15 protein-coding genes are annotated in these 20,424 nt (G+C 65.9%); 9 read left to right on the top strand and 6 right to left on the bottom strand.

Annotated features, from left to right (window positions below; translation table 11 throughout):
- Both OTER_RS24130 and OTER_RS11495 read left to right on the top strand, forming a co-directional pair.
- Positions 1 to 978, top strand: coding sequence for an alpha/beta hydrolase (locus OTER_RS24130; protein WP_012375091.1), 978 nt, complete (start codon positions 1 to 3; stop codon positions 976 to 978).
- Between the two features lie 139 nt (positions 979 to 1,117).
- Positions 1,118 to 1,501, top strand: coding sequence for a VOC family protein (locus OTER_RS11495; RefSeq protein WP_012375090.1), 384 nt, complete (start codon positions 1,118 to 1,120; stop codon positions 1,499 to 1,501).
- Between the two features lie 91 nt (positions 1,502 to 1,592).
- Here OTER_RS11495 and OTER_RS11490 read toward each other — a convergent pair whose 3' ends face one another.
- Positions 1,593 to 1,961, bottom strand: a complete 369-nt coding sequence (locus OTER_RS11490) for an arsenate reductase family protein (RefSeq protein ID WP_012375089.1) — start codon at positions 1,959 to 1,961, stop codon at positions 1,593 to 1,595.
- Between the two features lie 258 nt (positions 1,962 to 2,219).
- Here OTER_RS11490 and OTER_RS11485 point away from each other — a divergent pair, with 258 nt between their 5' ends.
- Positions 2,220 to 4,067 carry a glucuronyl esterase domain-containing protein gene (locus OTER_RS11485; protein WP_012375088.1) on the top strand — a complete coding sequence of 616 codons (1,848 nt, stop codon included), beginning with the start codon at positions 2,220 to 2,222 and terminating at the stop codon, positions 4,065 to 4,067.
- Positions 4,068 to 4,262: 195 nt separating this feature from the next.
- Positions 4,263 to 4,940, top strand: a complete 678-nt coding sequence (locus OTER_RS11480) for a DUF1573 domain-containing protein (protein WP_044891724.1) — start codon at positions 4,263 to 4,265, stop codon at positions 4,938 to 4,940.
- A 119-nt stretch (positions 4,941 to 5,059) separates the two neighbouring features.
- Here the strand turns inward: OTER_RS11480 and OTER_RS11475 are convergent, their stop codons facing one another.
- On the bottom strand, positions 5,060 to 5,521 hold the full coding sequence (locus OTER_RS11475) for a DUF5069 domain-containing protein (RefSeq protein WP_012375086.1): 462 nt from the start codon (positions 5,519 to 5,521) through the stop codon (positions 5,060 to 5,062).
- Between the two features lie 329 nt (positions 5,522 to 5,850).
- On the opposite strand from OTER_RS11475, the gene OTER_RS11470 reads away from it, so the two are divergent.
- Positions 5,851 to 8,709 carry an NHL repeat-containing protein gene (locus OTER_RS11470; RefSeq protein WP_158305420.1) on the top strand — a complete coding sequence of 953 codons (2,859 nt, stop codon included), beginning with the start codon at positions 5,851 to 5,853 and terminating at the stop codon, positions 8,707 to 8,709.
- Positions 8,710 to 8,976: 267 nt separating this feature from the next.
- On the opposite strand, the gene OTER_RS11465 is transcribed toward OTER_RS11470, so the two are convergent.
- Entirely contained in the window at positions 8,977 to 9,465 is a 489-nt protein-coding gene (locus OTER_RS11465) for a DUF2975 domain-containing protein (protein ID WP_202796036.1), read from the bottom strand.
- A gap of 279 nt (positions 9,466 to 9,744) precedes the next feature.
- Here OTER_RS11465 and OTER_RS11460 point away from each other — a divergent pair, with 279 nt between their 5' ends.
- Positions 9,745 to 11,187 carry a glycosyl hydrolase family 8 gene (locus tag OTER_RS11460; protein WP_158305419.1) on the top strand — a complete coding sequence of 481 codons (1,443 nt, stop codon included), beginning with the start codon at positions 9,745 to 9,747 and terminating at the stop codon, positions 11,185 to 11,187.
- 275 nt (positions 11,188 to 11,462) lie between these two features.
- Here the strand turns inward: OTER_RS11460 and OTER_RS11455 are convergent, their stop codons facing one another.
- The 3 genes from OTER_RS11455 to OTER_RS11445 all read right to left on the bottom strand — a co-directional run bounded on the left by OTER_RS11455 (position 11,463) and on the right by OTER_RS11445 (position 14,334).
- Positions 11,463 to 12,704, bottom strand: coding sequence for an AsmA family protein (locus OTER_RS11455; RefSeq protein ID WP_012375082.1), 1,242 nt, complete (start codon positions 12,702 to 12,704; stop codon positions 11,463 to 11,465).
- Positions 12,705 to 13,035: 331 nt separating this feature from the next.
- Positions 13,036 to 13,458 (bottom strand): nuclear transport factor 2 family protein, encoded by a 423-nt coding sequence (locus tag OTER_RS11450; protein WP_012375081.1) that lies wholly within the window; start codon positions 13,456 to 13,458, stop codon positions 13,036 to 13,038.
- A 219-nt stretch (positions 13,459 to 13,677) separates the two neighbouring features.
- Complete coding sequence (locus tag OTER_RS11445) at positions 13,678 to 14,334, bottom strand: dihydrofolate reductase family protein (RefSeq protein ID WP_012375080.1); 657 nt, start codon at positions 14,332 to 14,334, stop codon at positions 13,678 to 13,680.
- A 112-nt stretch (positions 14,335 to 14,446) separates the two neighbouring features.
- Here OTER_RS11445 and OTER_RS11440 point away from each other — a divergent pair, with 112 nt between their 5' ends.
- From OTER_RS11440 to OTER_RS11430, 3 genes are all read left to right on the top strand, one after another.
- On the top strand, positions 14,447 to 14,689 hold the full coding sequence (locus OTER_RS11440; protein WP_148218092.1) for a hypothetical protein: 243 nt from the start codon (positions 14,447 to 14,449) through the stop codon (positions 14,687 to 14,689).
- A 480-nt stretch (positions 14,690 to 15,169) separates the two neighbouring features.
- Positions 15,170 to 18,478, top strand: coding sequence for an arabinofuranosidase catalytic domain-containing protein (locus tag OTER_RS11435; protein WP_012375078.1), 3,309 nt, complete (start codon positions 15,170 to 15,172; stop codon positions 18,476 to 18,478).
- 311 nt (positions 18,479 to 18,789) lie between these two features.
- Positions 18,790 to 20,106 (top strand): vitamin K epoxide reductase family protein, encoded by a 1,317-nt coding sequence (locus OTER_RS11430; RefSeq protein WP_012375077.1) that lies wholly within the window; start codon positions 18,790 to 18,792, stop codon positions 20,104 to 20,106.
- Positions 20,107 to 20,424 lie beyond the last annotated feature (318 nt).

Genomic DNA, 20,424 nt, shown 5'->3' with positions numbered 1-20,424 from the left:
ATGAGTCCTTCGCTCCTGCCCGGCGTGTCGTTGATATCGCTCGCTTTGGCCGCTCCCAGCCGCTGTCGGTGGTTCGCCGCGCTGCTGAGTTTGGGCGCCGGCCTGGCGGCTCACGCCCAGCGGCCCGCCGAAGCGGCGGCTCAATCCATTTTCGCCGCCGTCTCCGCCGACGCCCGCAGTCAGCATGAAGCGAGTGCGATCCGGCTTTGGCCCGACCAGGCCCCGGAATCCCGTGGAACCGCGCCGGAAGATGTGCCGCTGCTGTATCCGGTTCTTCCCGCCAGAAGCGCCTTAGAGCCACCACGTCCGGTGATGCTCGTGCTGCCCGGCGGCGGCTACACTTATCACTCCGCGTCCGAGGCCTTCCCGATCGCGGAGCGGTTTCGCGCTGACGGCTTCGCCGCGTTCGTGCTCCAATACCGGCTGCGGCCCTACGACCCGGCGGTCTCGCTGCTCGACGCCCTGCGCGCCGTGCGCGTCCTCCGCTCACGCAGCGCTGAACTGAACCTGGATCCCCAGCGCATCGCCGTGATCGGGTTTTCCGCCGGCGGACACCTCGCGGCGAATCTGTCCACCCACGGAGACGACGGTCAACCCGAGGCCGCCGATCCTGTGGAGCGCCCCGGCAGTCGCGTGCAGGCGGCGATTCTATTTTATCCGGCGATTCTGCACGCGCCGGCTGATCAGCTGGCGCCGGGCACGACCGATCTCCCGTCGCTGCTGCAGCTCGAGGGCGTGCAACAGTTCGTCGACGCGCGCACTCCGCCCACGTTCATGATCGTCGGCTACGACGACACCCGCGCGCCGTATGCCCACTGCCTCGCCTATGCGGCGCGGCTGCACCGCGCGGGAGTGCGGTTCGAATTGCATGTGCTCGGTGGCGGCGATCACGGGCGCAGCGTACGCGACGGCCGCCGCGCCGAATGGGAGCCGATGCTCCGACATTGGCTGACTACCGTCGCCGTGTCGACCCGGTGAGCCGGGCCGCGTCCACGGGCTTACTTGTTTCTTCACCCTCCTGACATAGGGGTGTCAGCGCGGTGCGGTAGAGTCGGGATCTAACGGTCGCGGAGCGTCCGGCATCCGCGGCGAACCATCCACCCGAACTCCCCACCCCATGACCACGATGAAAACGAATGCCTTGAACTGGTTCGAAATCCACGTCGCCGACTTCGATCGCGCGAAGCGTTTTTATGAGACGATTCTCGACGAGCGGCTCGAGTCGTTCGACACGCCGGAGGCGAAGATGGGCGTCTTTCAGTGCGACACGGAAAACGGCGTCGGCGGCGCCATCGTCGCGAAGAAGGGCTCCGCGCCCGGCGGCAGCGGTGGCACGCTCGTGTATTTGAATGCAGATGGAAAACTCGATGCGGTGCTCGGCCGCGTGGGAACGGCTGGCGGCAAGGTCACCCAGGGGCGCACACCCATCCCGCCGCACGGGTTCATCGGCTTCATTCAGGATACCGAGGGCAACCGCGTCGGGCTGCACAGCACGATCTGAGCGCGGGTTCGGCCGGTCCTGGAGCACAACACCCTCGTCGCGTGTCACTGGCAATCGCGACGAGGGTGTCGCGGCCCGGTGAAACGTTCGGCTACGCGCGCGCCAGCGCCGCGGCCCACGCCTCAGGCTTGAAGCCCACGAGGCCCACCTTGTCGCCGAGCACGAACGGCCGCTTCACCAGCCGGCCGTTGCTGGCGAGCAGTTCCAGCGCCTGCGCTTCGGACAGCTGCGGCAGCTTGGTTTTGAGATCGAGCGCCTTGTAGCTGAGGCCGGACGTGTTGAACAGCCGGCGCAGTTCGCCGGATTGCCGCGCGAGCATCCGGCGCAGCTCGGGTACGCTCGGCGGCGTTTCGTAGATCGGTTTCTCCTCGAACGCGATCGCGTGCGCGCGCAACCACTTCACGGCATCGCGACACGTGCTGCAATTGGCGTAGGTGTAGACAACCAGCGGCTCCGGCATGCGTGAGGGAGATCAAAACGCCGGGGTTTTGGCCAGACTTCGCTGCGGCCACGGCGGCATTCGCCGAGGATGCGCCCGCTCGCCCGGCTGTACACACGCCGCGCTGCCGCCATCCGACGCGTTCCGGTAGCAGACATCGGCAAACCGCCTGATTCTTGGGTTCGGGCGACTCCAACTAGAGTTTGACCCGTTAAGCTTGGGTCCAGCCGACCGCCCCCACGGGCAACAAGGACAACCCCAAATCCAAGAGAGCGGAAAATGAAACGCTATCGTTCCCCATTGTTGGTGTTCGTGGTGCTGGCGGCGACGCTCAGCGCCTTTGCACACTCGGGTCGTCAGGACGGCTCGCGCATTCCGTTGGTCTACGACGTCGAAAACACCGGCGCGCACTACCGTGCGCCCAGTTTCCCGGATTTCGACTGGCTGCCCATCGTTCGGCCGTTGCCCGATCCGTTCCGATTCGAGAACGGCACTCGCAGCACCTCGTTCAGAAATTGGGAACGTCGGCGCAACGAAATCAAGGCGGCGATCGAGAAATATGAGATCGGCAGGAAGCCCGACGCGTCGGACCTCACGATCGCCGCGACGTATACCCCGCCCGCCGCCGGTACGAGCATCGGCCAGCTGGTCGTGGTGGTAACGCGAAACTCGAACGCGAAAACCGTCACGCTGACTTCGAAGGTGTTCATCCCGCAGGGTTGGGGCGAAGGGCCGTTCCCCGCGCTGATCCCGATGACGTTCTTTGCCAGTCCCACCGGGCCCAACTACGGCAGCCTGGCCGCCGTGTTGTCGACCCGCCCGATCGCCACGGTGGATTTCGTGCACAACCAGGTCACGCGCTATGGCGGCGGCGACAAAACGCCCGACCCATTCTATCAGATGTATCCGGAATTCAAGGCGCCGGGCGGACCCGTTGACAGCGACTCGGGCCAATACGCGGCCTGGTCGTGGGGCGTGAGCCGGCTGATCGACGGCATCGTGCTCGCCAGTCAGCAGGAGGAAAACCCGCTGCCGATCGACCCTGACTACCTCGCGGTGACCGGCTGCTCCTACGCCGGCAAGATGGCGCTTTTCGCCGGCGCGCTCGACGAGCGGGTCGCGTTGACGATCCCGCTCGAGAGCGGCGGCGGCGGCGCGCCCTCGTGGCGGGTCTCGCAGGAGATTGAGGGCGACCGCGTGGTGGAGGCGCTGACGCATACGGATCGGCGCTGGTTCGCCTCGCAGCTGTTCCAGTTCAGCGGGAACAACGTCTACAAGCTGCCGTATGATCACCACGAGCTGATGGCCATGGTCGCACCCCGCGCGCTGCTCGTCACCGGCAACACGGATTTTCTGTGGCTTTCGAACCGCTCCAACTACGTCACGTCGCGCGCCACCCAGCGGATTTACGAGACGCTCGGGATCGGCGACCGGTTCGGTTTCTACATCGATGGCGGACACGGCCACTGTCAGGTGCCGGCGAGCCAGTACCCGGCGATCGCGAACTTCGTCGACAAGTTCCTGTTCGGCGTCGAGGACGCCGACACCCAGGTGAGAGTCCATCCCTACGGCGAAGACTTCGACTATCGTCGTTGGACGGCGTGGTGGGGTCACGGGCTGCCGTTTTTCCCCAACGATTGGAATCCGGGCAATGGCACGCTGGTCATGTCGACGACGCGGCCGATGCTCGTGCAGGAAGGCGTCAACGTACAGGCGGGCTATGCGTTGGCCGCGCTTCACCGCGAGCACCCGGCGGCGACGGTGGCGGTCGCTGGCGCGAGCGTGCAGCTCGATATCTACCGCCTGGACGGCCGGAGCCGGACGCTCACGATTCCGCTCGCCAACCAGTCCTACACGCTGCCCGAGAACGATCGCTCATGGGTCCCGTCGGGGAATCCGCGCGATCCCCTGACGTTCCAAGGCTCGGCGCCGGCCGACTTCGGCGGCATCGTGTTGAACTCGTTCTTCAGCGTGGTCGGACAGAACAACGGCGGGGCTGGCAATCCGGCGGGTCCGGGATTCGACACCACCGAGCCGCTCCGGGTGAAGTTCCACAGCGATGCTGAAGGTCCTGGCCTTGGCGGAATCTGGAGCCAACCGGTGACCGTGCGCGACGAGACGCCGTAGTCGGTCAAGGAAGGTGCGTGGGCGGGCTCTGCTGGCCCACGCATCATCCGTTCGTTCCGGCGCACGATGCGCAGACAGGCAAAGCACGCGGGAGCGCCCCGCCAGCAGGGTGCTGCCAGCCGAGCGGTCGGGGCGCACCTGGTTGCGCCCTCGTGCCGAACGATCCACCGACGCGGCAAGCTGCGCTCTTGCGCTTTGGCGGCGCTGCTTCTGCCACTGGCCGCCCACGCCGCGCTCGTTTGGGACACGCGCGAGGTGCAGCTCGCAGCCAACTCGAACGCGCGCGAGATCGTCGCTCAGTACCGCTTCACGAATGCGGGCGCTTCCCCCGTCGCGATCGTCGACGTCGTCACGAGCTGCGACTGCACCACGGTGGAACTGACCAAGCGCGTTTACGCGCCCGGTGAAACAGGCACGCTGATGGCGAAGCTCGCGCTCGGCAGCGTTGCCCGTTCGCAGGAGGAAACGATCGCCGTGGTCACCGACGGCGCGCCGGCCGAACCCGTCGTGTTGCACTTGCGGGCGGAAATTCAGCCGCTCGTGACGCTCTCCTCGCCGCTGCTGATCTGGCCCACGGGAGCGGAGCCGCAACCGCAGGAGGTGCTCGTGCAGGCGACAGGCGCGCTCGCGATCCGCTCGCTTGCGATCACCGGAACGCATCCCAGAGACGCCGTCACGGCGCGCATCGAACCCGAGATCGAGGGCGCGAAGCATCGTGTGTGGGTGCGCCCGCTCTCGACCGCGCGGCCGCAGAATTTCGCAGTCTCGTGCCGCGTCACCTTCCTGGACGGCACGACGCAAGAGGTGGTCGTCCGTGGCCGAACCGCCCCGGCCGCGGCAAGGAGGGAGTCCGCCGCTGCGCGCGGCCAATAAGCGTCGCGCGGCGCGCTGACGGCTGCTGCGTTGATCGCCGGCAGTGCTGGTCCGGGCGTGCTGCAGCCAGCCGGTGAATCCGAGGACTGGTGCTTTCGCCGGCGGTTGGAGCGATCCGGCTACACGGATTCCCAGGCGCGATCGCGGACCGGATCGCGGCCTTCGTCGTAGTCGATCAAATCAAAAACGGTTTCGATCGGGCGGCCCTGCAGTCCGAACTCCTCCACGCGCACGCGCAACATCGCCGAGCGATCGTCGCGCCAGCCGAGTTTCACCATGAAACGATTCCAGACCACGCATTCGGCGTCGGTATGGCATTTCCCCTGCTCCTCGGCCCAGGCGAGGATTTCCTCGTCGGTGCCGCCAGCGAGCGTTCGGTCGCGAATGCTCGCATATGACAAACCGAGAAACACGCAGCAGCGGGCGTCGAAGAAGATGGGCTTGGTTTCGCCGAGATTGGCGACATACGCGGCCGGCAGCCGGCCGGCGGCATGCAAGCGGATCTTGTCGAGCATCCGGCCGAAATAGACGAGTCGGCCGACTTTCACGTAAGGGCTGCGGAGATCGGCAACGGCAGGCATGGGAGTGAGGGTGCCGTGAACGTAGCCTCAGCTCGCGCGACGACGCAAGGGAGCGGACGTCTCCCGCACCGCAGTCGCGCCTTAATGCGTGGCCCTACTGTGCCCTGGGAACGCGGACGCACTCGTCCGCCCCGTCTAGGAAACGGCCGTACACGACGCAGGAGGAGCCTGCGCCGCCGCTGCGCGCGACGGGCTACCGGGTCGTCGGGGCAGACGTCACGCAATCCTGCCGCCGGCTCCCGCGAGGTAACACTTCCGTTACCGTGTCGCGTTTGTCGTCCGCCTCTCTCCCCGCGATGCCCATGGGTCCTGTCATCCCAGGCTCCTCGATGAAACTGCCCTTAGCCTCGCTATGCTCGACCGTGCTGGTCACCCTCCTCGCTTCCGTCGCGCCGGCACAGGACTCCGGCTATGCGTTCAGCCTGCTCGCTGGGCGCCCGTTTTTTGGCGGTCTCGACGGCCAGGGCCGTGCGGCGGGATTCACCACACCGAGCAGCGCGGCGGTCGACCAGGCCGGCAACCTTTTCGTCGCCGACACCACGAATCACACCATCCGCAAGATCACGCCATCGGGTACGGTAAGCACGTTCGCCGGCATGGGTGGACAGCCGGGCAGCGTCGACGGCACCGGCAATGCAGCCCGCTTCCTGTCTCCCCATGGCGTGGCGCTGGACGAGGCCGGCAATCTCTACGTCGCGGACTCGGGCAACAATACGATCCGCAAGATCACGCCCACCGGCGTGGTCAGCACGCTCGCCGGACAAGCGGGCGCGGCGGGCAGCGCGGACGGTGACGGGTCAGCCGCGCGGTTCAATCATCCGACCGGCGTGACAGCGTATCCCGACGGCACGCTGTTCGTGGCGGACACGCAGAACCACGTCATTCGCACGATCACGCCCGCCGGCCGTGTCAGCACGTTTGCCGGCAAGACCGGAATCCGCGGCAACACGAATGGGACGGTGGATACCGCGCTGTTCGCTCTGCCGCGGAACATCGCGGTCTTCCGGGGCAACCTCTACGTGACGGAGCAGGAATCCGCAGCGATCCGCTGGATCACTCCGACGGGGGTTGTCCTCACGCTCGCGGGCGATCCCGACCTCGTGGGCTCGGCTGACGGCACCGGCGGCGACGCCCGCTTCTCGAGTCCCGCCGGGCTGGCCGTGGATCGGGATGGCAACATCTTCGTGGCCGACAGCCTCAACAACACGATCCGCCGGGTCACGCCGCTCAATGGGCCGGCACCTCTCGGCGTCGTGACCACGGTGGCCGGCCAAGCGGGTGTCACCGGTTCGGCGGATGGCGTCGGCAGCCAGGCGCGGTTCAACCTGCCCTACGGCATCGCGGTGGACGCCGCCGGCAACATCTTCGTCGCCGATTTGGGCAACACCACGATTCGGAAAATCGCTCCGTCGGGTGCCGTCACTACCCTGGCCGGCGAAGCCAGCGTCGGCACCGCCGATGGTCCCGGCCCGATGGCGCGCTTCAATTACCCGAATGGAGTGGCGGTGGATCTGGCCGGCAACACCTACGTCGCGGACACGTTCAACGCCACGATCCGCAAGATCACGCCGGCTGGCGTGGTGAGCACCCTCGCCGGCGCCGCCGGACAAATCGGCAGCGCCGACGGGACGGGCAGCGCGGCACGCTTCGAATTCCCGCTGGGAATTGCCGTCGACCGCGCCGGCAACGTCTACACGACCGCCAACTCCGCTACCGTTCGAAAGATCACCCCCGCCGGCGTGGTGACGACGATCGCCGGCGTATCCGGAAACTTCGGCAGCGCCGACGGACCCGGCCTCGCGGCTCGTTTCGCGTTTCCCAATGGTCTCGCGGTCGCCACGGACGGCACGCTGTATGTGGCCGACGAGGAAAACTCGACGATCCGCCAGATCACGCCGGATGGCATGGTCAGCACGCTCGCAGGTTCGCCCGCGCAGCGAGGCGGCATCGATGGGACGGGGACCGCGGCGAGGTTTGTTCAACCGGCCGGATTGACGATCGACGCCGCAGGAAATCTTTATGTGTCCGATCGCGGTGACTTCACCGTGCGCAAAATCACACCCGCGGGCGAGGTGACCACAGTGGCCGGCCAACACGGGATCGCCGGCGGCGCGGACGGCACCGGCAGCGCGGCCCAGTTTGCTTATGCCGGCGGCATCGCGATCGACCGGCGGGGCACGCTCTACGTGGCGGACTCGAATAACCGGATTCGTCAAATCACCCCCGCTGGGCTGGTGACCACGATCGTCGCCGACACGACGGTTTTCGATCCCGCCAGCGGCAGCGCCGATTTTCCCCTGACCTATCTCGCGCGCAACATCGCGACCGACCTCGCGGGAAATCTCTACGTGACCGACGGCGGGAACAACACGATCCGCAAGGCCGTGTCGACGACCCGGCTGGTGAACCTCTCGGTGCGCACACGCGTCGGCACCGGCGAGCAGACGCCGATCGTGGGCTTCTTTCTCGGCGGGCCCAAGCGGTTGCTCGTTCGCGGCATCGGTCCGACGCTGGCGACGATGGGGGTGACGACGGCGACGGCCGATCCGCAGTTGCGGCTGTTCGATTTCAACGGCGCGCCGCTTCAGGACAACGACGATTGGGGCGGCTCAGCCCAGGTGAGTCAGGTGTTTGCCGAGGTCGGCGCGTTTTCGCTCGCAGCGGGATCCAAGGACGCCGCGCTGCTGGCGTCGCTCACGCCCGGACTCTATACGGCGCACCTGACCGCCGCAGGTGCCGGCGGCGGTGTCACCTTGCTCGAGGCCTACGATGCCGACGCGAGCGCCTCGGGACATCTGACCAACCTGTCGGCCCGCACGTTCGCGGGCGTCGGCGACGATACGCTGATCGTCGGATTTGTCCTGTCCGGGCATGCTCCGAAGACGGTGTTGATCCGGGCTGCGGGTCCGTCGCTGGTGCGTTTGGGCCTCGGCGCCTCGAGCGTGCTGGCGGATCCGAAGCTCACGCTCTATCACGGCGCCACCGTCATCGACGAAAACGACGATTGGGGAGGCACGATGGAGTTGAAAGCTTCGAGTCAGGCGGTGGGCGCGTTCGAGTTCGATTCCGCGGCGAGCAAGGATGCCGCCGTGCTGACGACGCTGCCGCCCGGCGTGTACACGGTCCACGTCAGCGGGGCCAACGCCGGCACCGGCGTCGCGCTCGTCGAACTCTACGACGTGCCGTAGCCGCGGAGCACACCGACGACCCGGAAGTGCTGCCGTGAAGAGACACAGGAGGCACAAGCCTGGGAGCGCGGGCATCTTGCCCGCCGGTTCGTGGCCGCGTTGGAGCGCGGACGCCCTCGTCCGCTCCGTTTGGATGAGGTGAACTGATCCGAGCCAGCCCGCTACTCACGCGAACGCCCCGAAAGCATGGTTGCTGAAACGGCGGAGCCCCAGCCCGCGTCGCGCTGCGCGCCGGATCACGCAAATCGGGCGATGAAGTGCCGTCGGTCAGGCTTGGCGTGCTTCGCCTCGACTCAAGGCACGTTGCAGGTGCCGTCCGAATGTCGCGGCCGCGGTGCCGATGACACTTGCAGCGAAGGCGACGAGGAAACTCATGAACAGCCCCGCGGGCCGATCTTCTCTGTCACCAAATATCAGGATGAAGACCACTCCTCCGGCTACGAAACCAAGGAGCGCCATCGCGCAATGTTTGATGGTTCGCAATGCTTCCAAGGTCGTCGGCGAGAAAGTCCCGGTTCGCCTGACGTGCCCGAACAGCCCGAATGCACGCTGGAGCACCACAAAGAAAGGGATGGAACCCACATAGACATACGCGAGGAAGGGATCCTTGAAGTAGATCTCGAAAGGGGAGGCGTGGGCGTTCCTGCCCTCAAGGTGGGGTTCCCAAAGCATCCAGCCCAGAGTGCCGATGCCAATGAGCACGATGACCATCTGAAAAAACAAGGCTGAGCGACTTTTCATGGTTGGCGTTTTCATCAGTGGCAGGATGCCGCAGCTCGGTGAAATCAGGATGAAGCCGCGATGAATTTCGCGTGCGAATCATTGGCGCCGGGCTCAGGCCGCTGCTTGTTGGATTCCCCCGAGACCGATCGTCGTCGAGAACAGATCAACAAACAGCGGCCTGATCTCATGTCGTCGACTGGCACGAGTCGCGCCGACTGGCCGCGAATCAGATCCGGCTGGTTTTCAACTCTCCGCTCTCAACTTGGTGGCCGCGCTTGCCGCGCCGGAGGCCCGTGCCAGGCTCAAGCAACCATGAAGGGATCCAGATTGCGCCGGGTCGTCCCTGCCACAGCGGCTGCTCTCCTGGTGGCATGTCTGGCGGCAACGCTGCTCGTCTCCTGCGCCTCGCCGGGTGAGCCACCGCAATCATCGAGTGAGAAACCGCGACCGGTGTCCACCTACAGCGTCGACCCCAACACACCGACCAATCCGTCTCCCACCGCATCGTCGGAAACGACACGACGCGCGGTGACGACTCACCGGCTCGAATACTACAAGCTGCCACAGCCCTATCCCATCCACCACCCGTTCCCGCAGGCTGGGATCACGCGCACGCACGGGCTGCGGTCGTCGGTGTTCACCCAAGCCCAGATGAACGCTCACGCCCAGCGGGCATTCGAGCAGTGGGTGGAGCACTGGATCACCGAGTCCGATTGCCCGCCTGGTGCCGTCCGGCCGCACCTGGGCCCCGGTCCCGGTCTGCTGTATTACACCGAGCCGTATGGCACGATTTCGGAGTTCGTCGGCTGGGGCATGCTGCTGACGGTGATGATGGACAACGATCAGAACCGCGCGAAAGGCCTGTTCGATTCGCTCGACGCCTATCGCAAGGCCTATCTCAACGAGTGGGGCTTCATGATGAGCACGGTGAATTACCACAAACCGATGGACGCGTGGAATCGCGACGCGGCGACCGAGGCGGACGAGAACATGGCGATGGGGCTGCTGCTGGCGCATTACCAGTGGGGCAGTGACGGTGCCGTGAACTACCTCGCGGAGGCGAAGCAGTTGATCAACGACATCTCCCAGCACCTGGTCGAGCGGCCGTCCTATGCGCTCAAGCCCGCGGCGACGTGGGGCGGAAGCGACACCGTTGATCCCGCCTACTACGATTCCATCTACTATCCCCTGTGGTTCGCTCTCACCGGCGACGCGACGTGGACGAAACTCGACGAGAGCTATCGCACGCTCACCGCGTATTTCATCAAGAAGTATGGGACTGGGTTGGTGCCGGAGTGGTGCACGGTCGACGGCAAGGAGTCCCGTGGCGGTGGCAACGGCCTGAACGGAGACTCGTATTTCTACGGCTGGGATGCGCATCAGGTCTCCACGAAATGGGCGATCCACTACGCTTGGTATGGTAGATCCCGGACCCCCGTCTTCGCCGATGCGGCGGATACGTTCGCGGCGTGGATCAAGCGAGAGGCGAAGGGCGACCTCACGCGACTCACCAATGCCTACACCCTCGACGGCAAGCCGCGAGGCACGTTCACCGGTCTCCCCGGCATGGTGGGAGCGATGGGGCTCTCTGGCACCGTCTCGCCGCAGAACCAGGATCTGGTCGACGACGCTTATCGGTTCCTGCTGACGATGGATGTGACGCAGCACTACGGCTGGGGAACCGCCACCGCCAAGCTGAGGGACCTGCTGGTCTACTCCGGGAACTTCGTCAACGTCACTGACCTCGACCGCTGACGGGATCGCGGATCCCTACGAGCGCTGGCTCGTCCCCGAAGGCGCCCTGGGAGCGCGGGCATCTTGCCCGCTCATGTTGTATCCTACCTACACCCTGAAGGTGTGCCACTATCGGATGCCTTTCCTGGACACGTTCCACTTCCGTCTGGCCGGCGACAAGCTATTCGTCGCGTCCGGAGCAGACCGTCGGGACCGGCGACTTGAAGCCGATCCAACGCGTCGGCCAACTCGTGCGGTAACGAACCCACCGGCGGCCTTCATCCGGCTGCTCTCGCTCAAGGCGTGCGCTTCTTGCTCGGCTGGTCGGTAGGTGCCGCTGCTTCCGGCTCCACTTTCTTGACGTCGTCCGTTGCCACTTTCGGCGGTGTCTCCGGCTTTTCACTCGCGACACCCTCCCCGTCCGCGCTGTCACCCGTCGGCAGGACATTGTCCGGATCCACCGTGCCCTCGATCGTCGGATTGAACGCCCGCACGAACCCGTGCCGAAACAGATTCACGATGGTCGTCCACAATCCGACCTGCGGATCGCCAAACCGCCCCTGAAACGGAATCCGCGTGCCCACCTGATCGCGCGCCTTGTTCTTCACCAGCCAGGCAAGACCCTGCACGACGTTCTCCCAAATCCGCGTCAGCACGCTTTTGTTTTCGTCGGAGACATTGTTGAAATCTACCTCTTCGAAGAACGGCTTCACGTAGCCTTGGAACCCGCCGTCCTTGCCCGCCATCTCGGCCGCGAGTTCCATTTTGCCGCGGCTCACATCAACGTTCGCATACGCCTTCAGCGATTCGTTCAGCTCGGGCAGGTTCACGTTCTCGAGTTTCGCGCTGAGATGAAAATGCGGCTGCGCCGCCAGAGGTTCGGCGCTGATCGCGAGCCGCAGCTGGCCGCCACCCAGGCTGTCGCCCTCGAGGACGATCTCGGCGGGAAACTCCTCGCCGCTCTCGCTCGGCCGGTTGCGTAACCCCGTCGCCGCCAGCCGCAGGTTCGTCACGAACAGATCCACCGCCGGCGTCTTCGTCGTGTCCTGATAGCGGAGCAACCCGTGGTTCACCTCGAGGTGTGTGATCTCGAGCGGAAACAAATCCTCGATCACCTCCTGCCAGCGACGATCGACGTCAGTCTGGCTTTCCGCCTCCGTCGCGCCGGCCACGAACGTCAGCTGACCTTCCTCGACGAGAATATCGCTGACGATCTTCCCGTGAAACAGGTCGCGCCACGCCACGGAGAAATCGATGGTGCGCGCGCGCACGAACGGCGTCCGCACCTCGCCGCTCACCTTGTAGATTTCCACACCCTCGAGCGCGTAGGCTCCGCGCCAGAGCGCGATGCCAATATCCGCCACATGGCCGGTGTAGCCGGGAATGCTCTGCAACCGGTGGTTCACCTGGTTCCTGACCACATACGGGAGCGCGATCCGCACCGCCAGCAGCGTCACCGCGACGACAGCGATGGTGATGACCACACGCCGCGGCCAACGGCGAACGCGGTGAATCAACGGTGTTATGTCGGCGGCCATGTGAACTCCTCGCATGGACCCGCCCGAGGCCCGCCGGTGCGGCAGGACAAACCACCACAGACTACGCGGAAAAACACGGAGGCAAACCGATGTTCGCCGCAAGTCTCCGCAGGCCCGGGCCAGTTGTTTTCCCGATCAGGAATCCAATTTCCCGACAGTCCTGCACCCGCCGCGGAGCAGGGCTGAAAAGGCGGAGCCCGACCGCCGAGCGGGCGGATGGACGAACCACCATCCGAGGAAATCTGGGCGGCTCCAGCGTCCCCGCCCCCCGGGGTTGCCGACGTCGACCAGAAACGGCCGATCGCGATGTTTGCACCAGCTGGCGCGGAATTCAGCGCTCCCAACGGAAACGGCGCTCCGCCTCCGTGATCGGAACGTCGTTGATGCTCGCATAGCGGCGGCGCATTAGCCCGTGCTCATCGAACTCCCAGTTCTCGTTCCCGTAGGAGAGCCACCATTGGCTGGATACGTCGTGCCACTCGTATTCGAAACGAACCGCGATGCGGTCGTCGGTAAACGCCCACAGTTCCTTGCGTAAACGGTAATCGAGTTCCTTCGCCCATTTGCGCCGCAGAAACGCGACGATCGCCGGCCTGCCCGTGATGAACTCCGAACGATTTCTCCATTCCGAACCTTCGGTGTAGGCGAGCGCGACTCGCTCGGGATCGCGGCTGTTCCAAGCGTCTTCGGCCGCTTGCACCTTCTGGCGCGCGGTGGCTTCAGTGAAAGGCGGGAGCGGCGGACGATCGTTCATGGCTGCCCCATTGGATGCCGGCGACGCGGAAGCGTTACGGGCCGCGTGGAAAAACCCGCCATCCGCAGATTTGCCGGGCGCGTTGTCACAGCGTCGGCTGACGTCGCCCGTGTCGCGTTCGCTCTCACGGAGCCGTGGTCCGCGCCCGGCCGGATTTCTGCCAATGGGCTTGGGCGGATCCGCGCACCTACATCATCGGCGTGGTCAACGGCTGGGGTCTCATCGTGGTGTCTTTGCCGAGCGGACGGATTTTTTTGCGGGTGACGCGGGCAACGCGACCGACCCGGTCTTCACCGGGCCGGCCGGGCGATAGGTGTTGAGGAGGACACCGCTGGGCGTGCTGCGAGTCTCGACGAGCGCCATCCTCCGCGGCGGAACGCCGGCCTCGAATAGCCGCTTTCCACTGCCCAGCACCAGCGGAAACACCCAGAGCCGATGCTCGCCGACGAGATCGGCGCTCATCAGCATCTGCAGCAATGCCCCGCTGCCCCAAACGTGGAACTCGGGCCCTTCCGACGCCTTCAGCCGGCGGATCTCGTCTTCGACCGCTCCGCCGATCCGCTGCGCGGGTTTCCAGTCGAGTCGGTCGAGGCGACGCGTGACCACATGTTTCGTCGCGCGGTTGAACGCCTTTCCGATGCGGTTGTCGTCGTGATGCGGCCAGTAGCCGGCAAAGATCTCGTAAGTCCGGCGGCCCAGGAGCAGGTCGAATTCGCGGGAGATGATTTCGTCAATGACCTGGCCCGCGGTGTCATCGATAAACGGCATGGCCCAGCCGCCGTGCGTGAAACCCTGGCTCGGATCCTCCTCGGGACCGCCGGGCGCCTGCATGACGCCGTCGAGCGTGACTTGGGTGATGGCGATGATCTTTCTCATGGTGGCTCTCTTGTTTCTCGTTTTCTATCTCAACGAGCGACGAGCGCTCCGCCGGACACAAGGTGGCTGGCCATTCACTGCAGGTTGTGCAGGTTCCGCCGAGCTGTTCGCCATGAATCGTCGTTCACTCACTCCTCGCGTTCGCGCGGTCCTGCGCCGGTTGGCGGCAGGCCCGCAGGACATGCGCGACGAGGCGCTGTTGCGTGAAATCAACGACGAGCTGAAAAAGCTGCCGGTCGAGGAGATCGCCCACGTGCGCGATCGCGTCCGGTATTCCTGTCCGCCTTGCCCCATGGTGCAGTCAGTGGTCCTCATGTTGAACGGGTTGATCGAGGTGAAGAACCTGCAGTTGTAGTTCGGCAGGTCGAACGGCTTGCCTGCACGACTCCTACTCGAAGCGGAACGCGTGAGCATTTGGGCGAAAGCCTTACGGCTTCCGCTACAGAGCGTGTTGAGAACAACGCGCTCGAATCTTCACTCGGTCGATCTCGTGGCGAAATTCTCGTCCGCTTCGCAGGCCGGATTTGTGAGACGAACACGGAAGGCGGGCCAAGCACCTGGCACGGTGCAATCCCGCGTCGGCGCCGAGGCCACGCTCGGTGAGTGGATCGATCCGCCAGAGTTGCTCGGCGGCCCTGGCGGTCGCGTTGCAGAAGCGCGACCGGCACCACGTTTGTCAGCGTGCTTCGAAAAACTGCGCGCGCGACCTCGCTCCACGGTTTGACCAGAGCGGCGGCAAGCCGGGCTACTTTTCTTGGCACCTTTTTCGCGCGCCCAACGTCGAGCATGGGCGTAATCCCGGCCGGAAACCCCTCCTCTTGTCCCCGGAAGGCCTATGAAGACTAAAGCTGGTTTTGCTGTGTTGCTCGTCGCCGCGATCGCGCTGCCGGTCGCCACGTTGATGTTCGCCGCCCAAGCGGCCCGAGGCGCCAAGGGCGCTCCGCCCCGACCGCAAGGTCCGTGCGACGTCTACGCCGCCGCGGGCGCTCCGTGCGTCGGCGCGCACAGCTCCACGCGCGCGCTCTACGCCTCTTACAACGGACCGCTCTATCAGGTGATGCGCCAGTCGGACGGCAAGACGCTCGACATCGGCGTCGTCCAGCCTTCCGCCAACGACGCGGGCGGCTACGCCGACGCGGCCGCGCAGGACGCGTTTTGTGCCAACACTTATTGCTGGATCACCACACTCTATGACCAGTCCGGTCAGGGCAACGATCTCACCCAGGCGCCCCGCGGCGGGTTCAGCGGGCCCGCGATGGGCGGATTCAACAATCTTCCGATCGCCGACATGGCGCCCGTCACGGTCATGGGCCACAAGGTCTACGGCGTCTTCATCGCGCCGGGCATGGGCCTGCGCAACAACAACCCCAAGGGCACCGCGGTCGACGACCAGGCCGAGGGTCAATACTGGGTGATCGACGGTCACCATTTCAACAGCGGCTGCTGCTTCGACTACGGCAACGCCGAGACCGACAGCCGCGACGACGGCAACGGCACGATGGAAACCACCTACTACGGCACGGCGAACGTGTGGTATCACGGCCATCCGCCCGGCCCGTGGATCATGACCGACCAGGAGAACAATCTCGTCGGTTGCGTGAATCCCGACGGCTCCAAGCTCTGCGTCGGACTGCCCAGCATCGACTGGCGTTTCGTTACCGCGATCGCCAAGGGCGAGCCGCACCACTGGACCTCTCTCGGCGGCGACGCGCAGCGCGGCGAATTGGCCGTCATGTTCGACGGCCCGCGCATCAACGCCACCTACGACCCGATGCGCAAGCAAGGCGCCATCCTCCTCGGCAACGGCGGCGACAACAGCGTCGGCTCTCAGGGCACGTTCTACGAAGGCGCGATGACTGCGGCCGGCACGTTCCCGAGCGACGCGACCGACCAACTCGTCCAGGCCAACGTCGTCGTCGCCGGCTACAATCTACCTCCGCTCACCATCGCGCCCGCATCGGCGACCCCCCGGCCACCGGGACTCCAGACGTTCACCCCGCGGTCCTCGCAGGAGACCGTCGTAACCTTCACCAACACCGGCACGGCGCCCGCGACCGATGTCCGGCTGAGCCTCGACGTGCCGTCGGGCTGGACCGCCGCCTTCACGGGCGGCAAAGGCGCCGCGGCGACGATCGCCGGGCCGGTGGGGCCCGGCGCCAGCGTAAGCGCGACGTTCAAGGTCACCTCGCCGCGCGCCGCTTTCAACGGCGATCTCGTCGCGCGCGCGGCGTGGACCGACTCCGCCACGGGCACGGCGAAATCCGACGCGCGAGCCGAGAAGGTGCGCAACGTCAGCCCCGTTAAGCTGAACGAATTTCGGATCAGCACCGGCTCGCCGTTCAACCCGACGGACTCGTTCATCGAGCTCTACAACCCGGGCGACGATGCCATCGACGTCTCCAACTGGACGCTGACTCACCACCCCGCCGAGGAGCCGATCTTCTCGTCGGTGCAGATTCCCGCCGGCACCAAGCTCGCCCCGAAGGCGTTCTACCTGCTCGGGCTCGCCAATTCCGGCCTGGCGGTTCCTGCGCGCAAGGGCGACACCACGCTCTACGTTCGGAGCACTGACGGCATGAAGGTGGGCGACACGATCGAGATCGACACCGGCTCCGGCAGGGAGGCGCGCAAGATCGCGCAACTCGGCACCGCGGCCAGCGCCGCCACCACGTTGTGGCAACCGCTGCCCGAAGGTCCGGTGATCACGATTCCGGCCGGCTCCACCAATGTCCCGGTCACGCACCTGTCCGGCTTCGCCGTCGGCGAAAAGATCGCGCTCGGCTACGGCACCACGACCCCCGCCGTCGCCAACAACGTGGAGCGCTACGAGGTCGTCACTGTCACCGCGGTCGGCAAACCCGGCACGCAGGCCTGGCTCTCGATGGACGCGAAGGCCGGCGACACCAACATCAAGGTTTCCTCCGTCGAAAACATCTCCGTCGGCGACCAGATCCGGCTGGATATCGACACCATGGGCCACGGCATCGAGACCGTCACGGTCACCCGCGTCGGCACGGCGTCGGTTCGCAACACCTTCCGCGGCCCCTTGAACGCCGATGAAGATCCCGGCACGGGGCTCGACCTCGCCGCTCCGCTGAAGTTCGACCATGCGTCCAACATGCCCTTCAGCGTCCGCGGCACGGGCATCAGCTTCGAGCCGGCGACCGCGTTCGCGCACGCGAGCAACGAGCCCGTTCAGGCGCTCGGCACCGGCATCACGCTCGATCAACCGCTCGCACGCGATCACGCGATCAACGCCGCCGTCCGCGACGCGCAGGTCACGACCGCCGGTTACCAGGGCCAGCAAGCGCCCGATCAATGGTTCGGTGGCCCGGCGCTCTTCGCGGCGGAGCAGACCCGGCCGGGCCGCACGGTTTTCGCCGGCGCCATGATCCTGCGCGACGGCGCCGGGCTCGTCGTCGACAGCCTCAACTACGGGCTGATCGTCGATCCGTGGGCCGCCGAGGGATACCAGGCCGGCGGCGGGCCCGCCGAGAGCGGCAGCGTCACGCCGACGCCCACGCGGTTCCGTCCGATGTGGGTGCCCGCGGGCGCCGACGATCCGAGCAACCGCAGCGTCGGCCGCTTCCCTGACGGCGTCGACACCGACAGCAATCGCGCCGATTTCCTCATTCAACCTGCCACGTCGCTCGCGTCCGGATCCGCGGCCGGCACAGCCAACATCAAGGTCGAAAGCGTGAGGGAATTCAGTCGCGGCCAGACGATCACGATCGATGTCGGCCCGAACCAGGAGGCCGCGGTCATTTCGACCGTGGGTACGTCCGGCGGCACTGCCATGGGTTCCGCAAGCACGTTCGGCGCGACGGAGCTGGTGGTCGGTGATATCAGCGGGTTCAGCACCGGCCAGACGATCGCCATCGATCGCGGGGCGAACTTCGAGACGGCGATCGTCGCCTCAACTAACCGCGGTTTCCCCGTCGGATTCCGCGGCGGGCCGGGCCGTCCCGCCACGATCACGGTGACGACCCCGCTGCGGTTCGCGCACGCCGCCGAGGCCGCCGTCGCCGGCACCGGGATCACGCTCACCACCGCGCTCACTCGCGCGCACGCCAGCGGCGTGCCGATCGGCAGCGATCTCCCCACGCCCGGTGCACCGAACCGGTACTATCGAGATTTAAAGTAACGCGGACCTCACAGGTGCTCGCAGAGCCAGCTGAGTTCGAACCACGCCTCCGTTTCGGTTTGTTCTCAGCGCCCTCCGCGACCTCCTGTTCAAATCTGAATCCCTCGAATCTTGCAGGCTGAGGATTCCCCGCCTGTGAGATCCAATCACCTCCGAACTTTCACAGGAGCTCGCAGAGGAAGCAGAGTTCAAGCCACGCTTCTGTCTCCGTTTGTTCTCTGCGCCCTCCGCGACCTCCTGTTCAAATCTGAATCCCTGGGATCCTGCACGCATAGGCTTCCCGCCGGTGCGACCCGATAATCGTTCCAGCTTTGCCACCTCACGAATCTCCCCCTCGCCCTCGTTCGCTTCGCGCTTGGCCCTGGTGGCGCTGGGCGCTGACCGCCTTGAGCGCGCTCGGCCTGGCGTTGAGCAGCTACCTGAGCTGGCACGCGCTCGCTGGCGGCGCGATGCTCGGTTGCGGTGGTGGCAGTCCATGCGACGACGTATTGAACAGCCGATGGTCCATGATCGCCGGTATCCTGCCTGTGAGCGGCCTCGCAGCCGGCGCGTATCTCGCGATGCTGGTGTGCAGCCTTGCCATCGGCCCCGCCAACCCCGCGCCGGTCCGGCGGCTGGCGTGGGACGCCCTGCAGGTCCTGACAGGCGCCGCTGCGGGGAGCGCCGTGTGGTTCACGATCGTGCAGAAATGGATCGTCGGCGCGTTCTGCCCCTACTGCATGGCCACGCATCTCACGGGCCTGGTGCTGACCGTGCTGGTGATCTGGCGCGTGTTACGGGCCGCCGAAGACGATTTCACCGACGCTCCCGTTGTAGCCGGGATCGCCGCCCCCGGCCGGCCTCAACGAGGCCAGCTACCGCCGCACGCCCGCACCTCCGGCTTCCGGCTTTCCGTCCTCCGTCGTCTTTCCCCGGTCCTCATCGGCGTCGCGCTCGCCGCGATCCTGGTCGCCGCGCAGATCGCACTCGCGCCCACGTCCATGTATCGCGGCGGCGAGTCGCAGAACCAGCCCGCCGCGCTCGACCCGCACGCCGTGCCGCTCGTCGGTTCGCCGGACGCACGCTACATCGTCACGCTACTCTTCGACTATCAGTGCGCGCATTGCCAGCAACTGCACTTGATGCTCAGCGAGGCGGTTCGCCGGTATGAGGGTCAACTCGCATTCGCGCTGTGCCCCGCGCCGCTGAACACGCGGTGCAATCCCTACGTCCCCCGCGACGTCGACGAGTTCAAGGACTCCTGCGAACTGGCGCGGATCGCGCTCACCGTTTGGCGGGCCGATCGCACAGCGTTCCCGGCCTTCGAGGACTGGATGTATACGTTCGACTCCGGCGACCGCTGGCGCCCGCGAACCGTCACGGACGCGACCACCAAGGCGATCGAGCTCGTCGGCCGCGCGAAATTCGACGCCGCCTCGAACGATCCATGGATTGACCGCTATCTGCAGGCGTCCGTCCGCATCTACGGCGACACGATGCAGAACGGCATCGGCGGTGTGCCGAAGCTCGTCTTCGGTCCGCGCTGGGTGTCCCCGCAGCCCCGCGATGCCGCCGATCTCGTTTCCATCCTGCAGACCCGCCTCGGCCTTCCCCATCCCGCCCCAGCACCGTCGCCGACCGTGCATTGAGACGCCTGCCGTCAGATCTCGGAAGGAGCCTCGCGCACACTAGAGGCTATCCGAAACTTCCCAGTGGTAGGGACGCCTCTCCGAGGCGTCCGCGATCGAGACGATGCGTTCGAGGTGAGGACAGCTCGGAGCGGTCCCCTACCGCGGGTTCCATCCGGGCTCACCGGGTTTTCGGATAGCCTCTAGAGACCCTCCGGTACGACTCGCCTTCCCTTGCAGGGCTGTCGCTTGCCACAACCAAGCGCCGAATGCGCTCCTACCCGGCGCCGAGCACCATTCCGCCCGGGGAGTCGCGCTGCCGCGACGAGTCTTCGGATA

Source organism: Opitutus terrae PB90-1, assembly GCF_000019965.1.
GTDB classification, from domain to species: Bacteria; Verrucomicrobiota; Verrucomicrobiia; order Opitutales; family Opitutaceae; genus Opitutus; species Opitutus terrae.
This window is presented reverse-complemented; position numbering and strand designations above follow the sequence as displayed.

Bases quoted from the DNA above. Each gene is read 5' to 3' on its own strand.
- OTER_RS11490 (WP_012375089.1), bottom strand. From the start codon at position 1,961: ATGCCGGAGCCGCTGGTTGTCTACACCTACGCCAATTGCAGCACGTGT.
- OTER_RS11475 (WP_012375086.1), bottom strand. From the start codon at position 5,521: ATGCCTGCCGTTGCCGATCTCCGCAGCCCTTACGTGAAAGTCGGCCGA.
- OTER_RS11470 (WP_158305420.1), top strand. From the start codon at position 5,851: ATGAAACTGCCCTTAGCCTCGCTATGCTCGACCGTGCTGGTCACCCTC.
- OTER_RS11445 (WP_012375080.1), bottom strand. From the start codon at position 14,334: ATGAGAAAGATCATCGCCATCACCCAAGTCACGCTCGACGGCGTCATG.
- OTER_RS11465 (WP_202796036.1), bottom strand. From the start codon at position 9,465: ATGAAAACGCCAACCATGAAAAGTCGCTCAGCCTTGTTTTTTCAGATG.
- OTER_RS11495 (WP_012375090.1), top strand. From the start codon at position 1,118: ATGACCACGATGAAAACGAATGCCTTGAACTGGTTCGAAATCCACGTC.
- OTER_RS11460 (WP_158305419.1), top strand. From the start codon at position 9,745: ATGAAGGGATCCAGATTGCGCCGGGTCGTCCCTGCCACAGCGGCTGCT.
- OTER_RS11440 (WP_148218092.1), top strand. From the start codon at position 14,447: ATGAATCGTCGTTCACTCACTCCTCGCGTTCGCGCGGTCCTGCGCCGG.
- OTER_RS11485 (WP_012375088.1), top strand. From the start codon at position 2,220: ATGAAACGCTATCGTTCCCCATTGTTGGTGTTCGTGGTGCTGGCGGCG.
- OTER_RS24130 (WP_012375091.1), top strand. From the start codon at position 1: ATGAGTCCTTCGCTCCTGCCCGGCGTGTCGTTGATATCGCTCGCTTTG.
- OTER_RS11450 (WP_012375081.1), bottom strand. From the start codon at position 13,458: ATGAACGATCGTCCGCCGCTCCCGCCTTTCACTGAAGCCACCGCGCGC.
- OTER_RS11435 (WP_012375078.1), top strand. From the start codon at position 15,170: ATGAAGACTAAAGCTGGTTTTGCTGTGTTGCTCGTCGCCGCGATCGCG.
- OTER_RS11455 (WP_012375082.1), bottom strand. From the start codon at position 12,704: ATGGCCGCCGACATAACACCGTTGATTCACCGCGTTCGCCGTTGGCCG.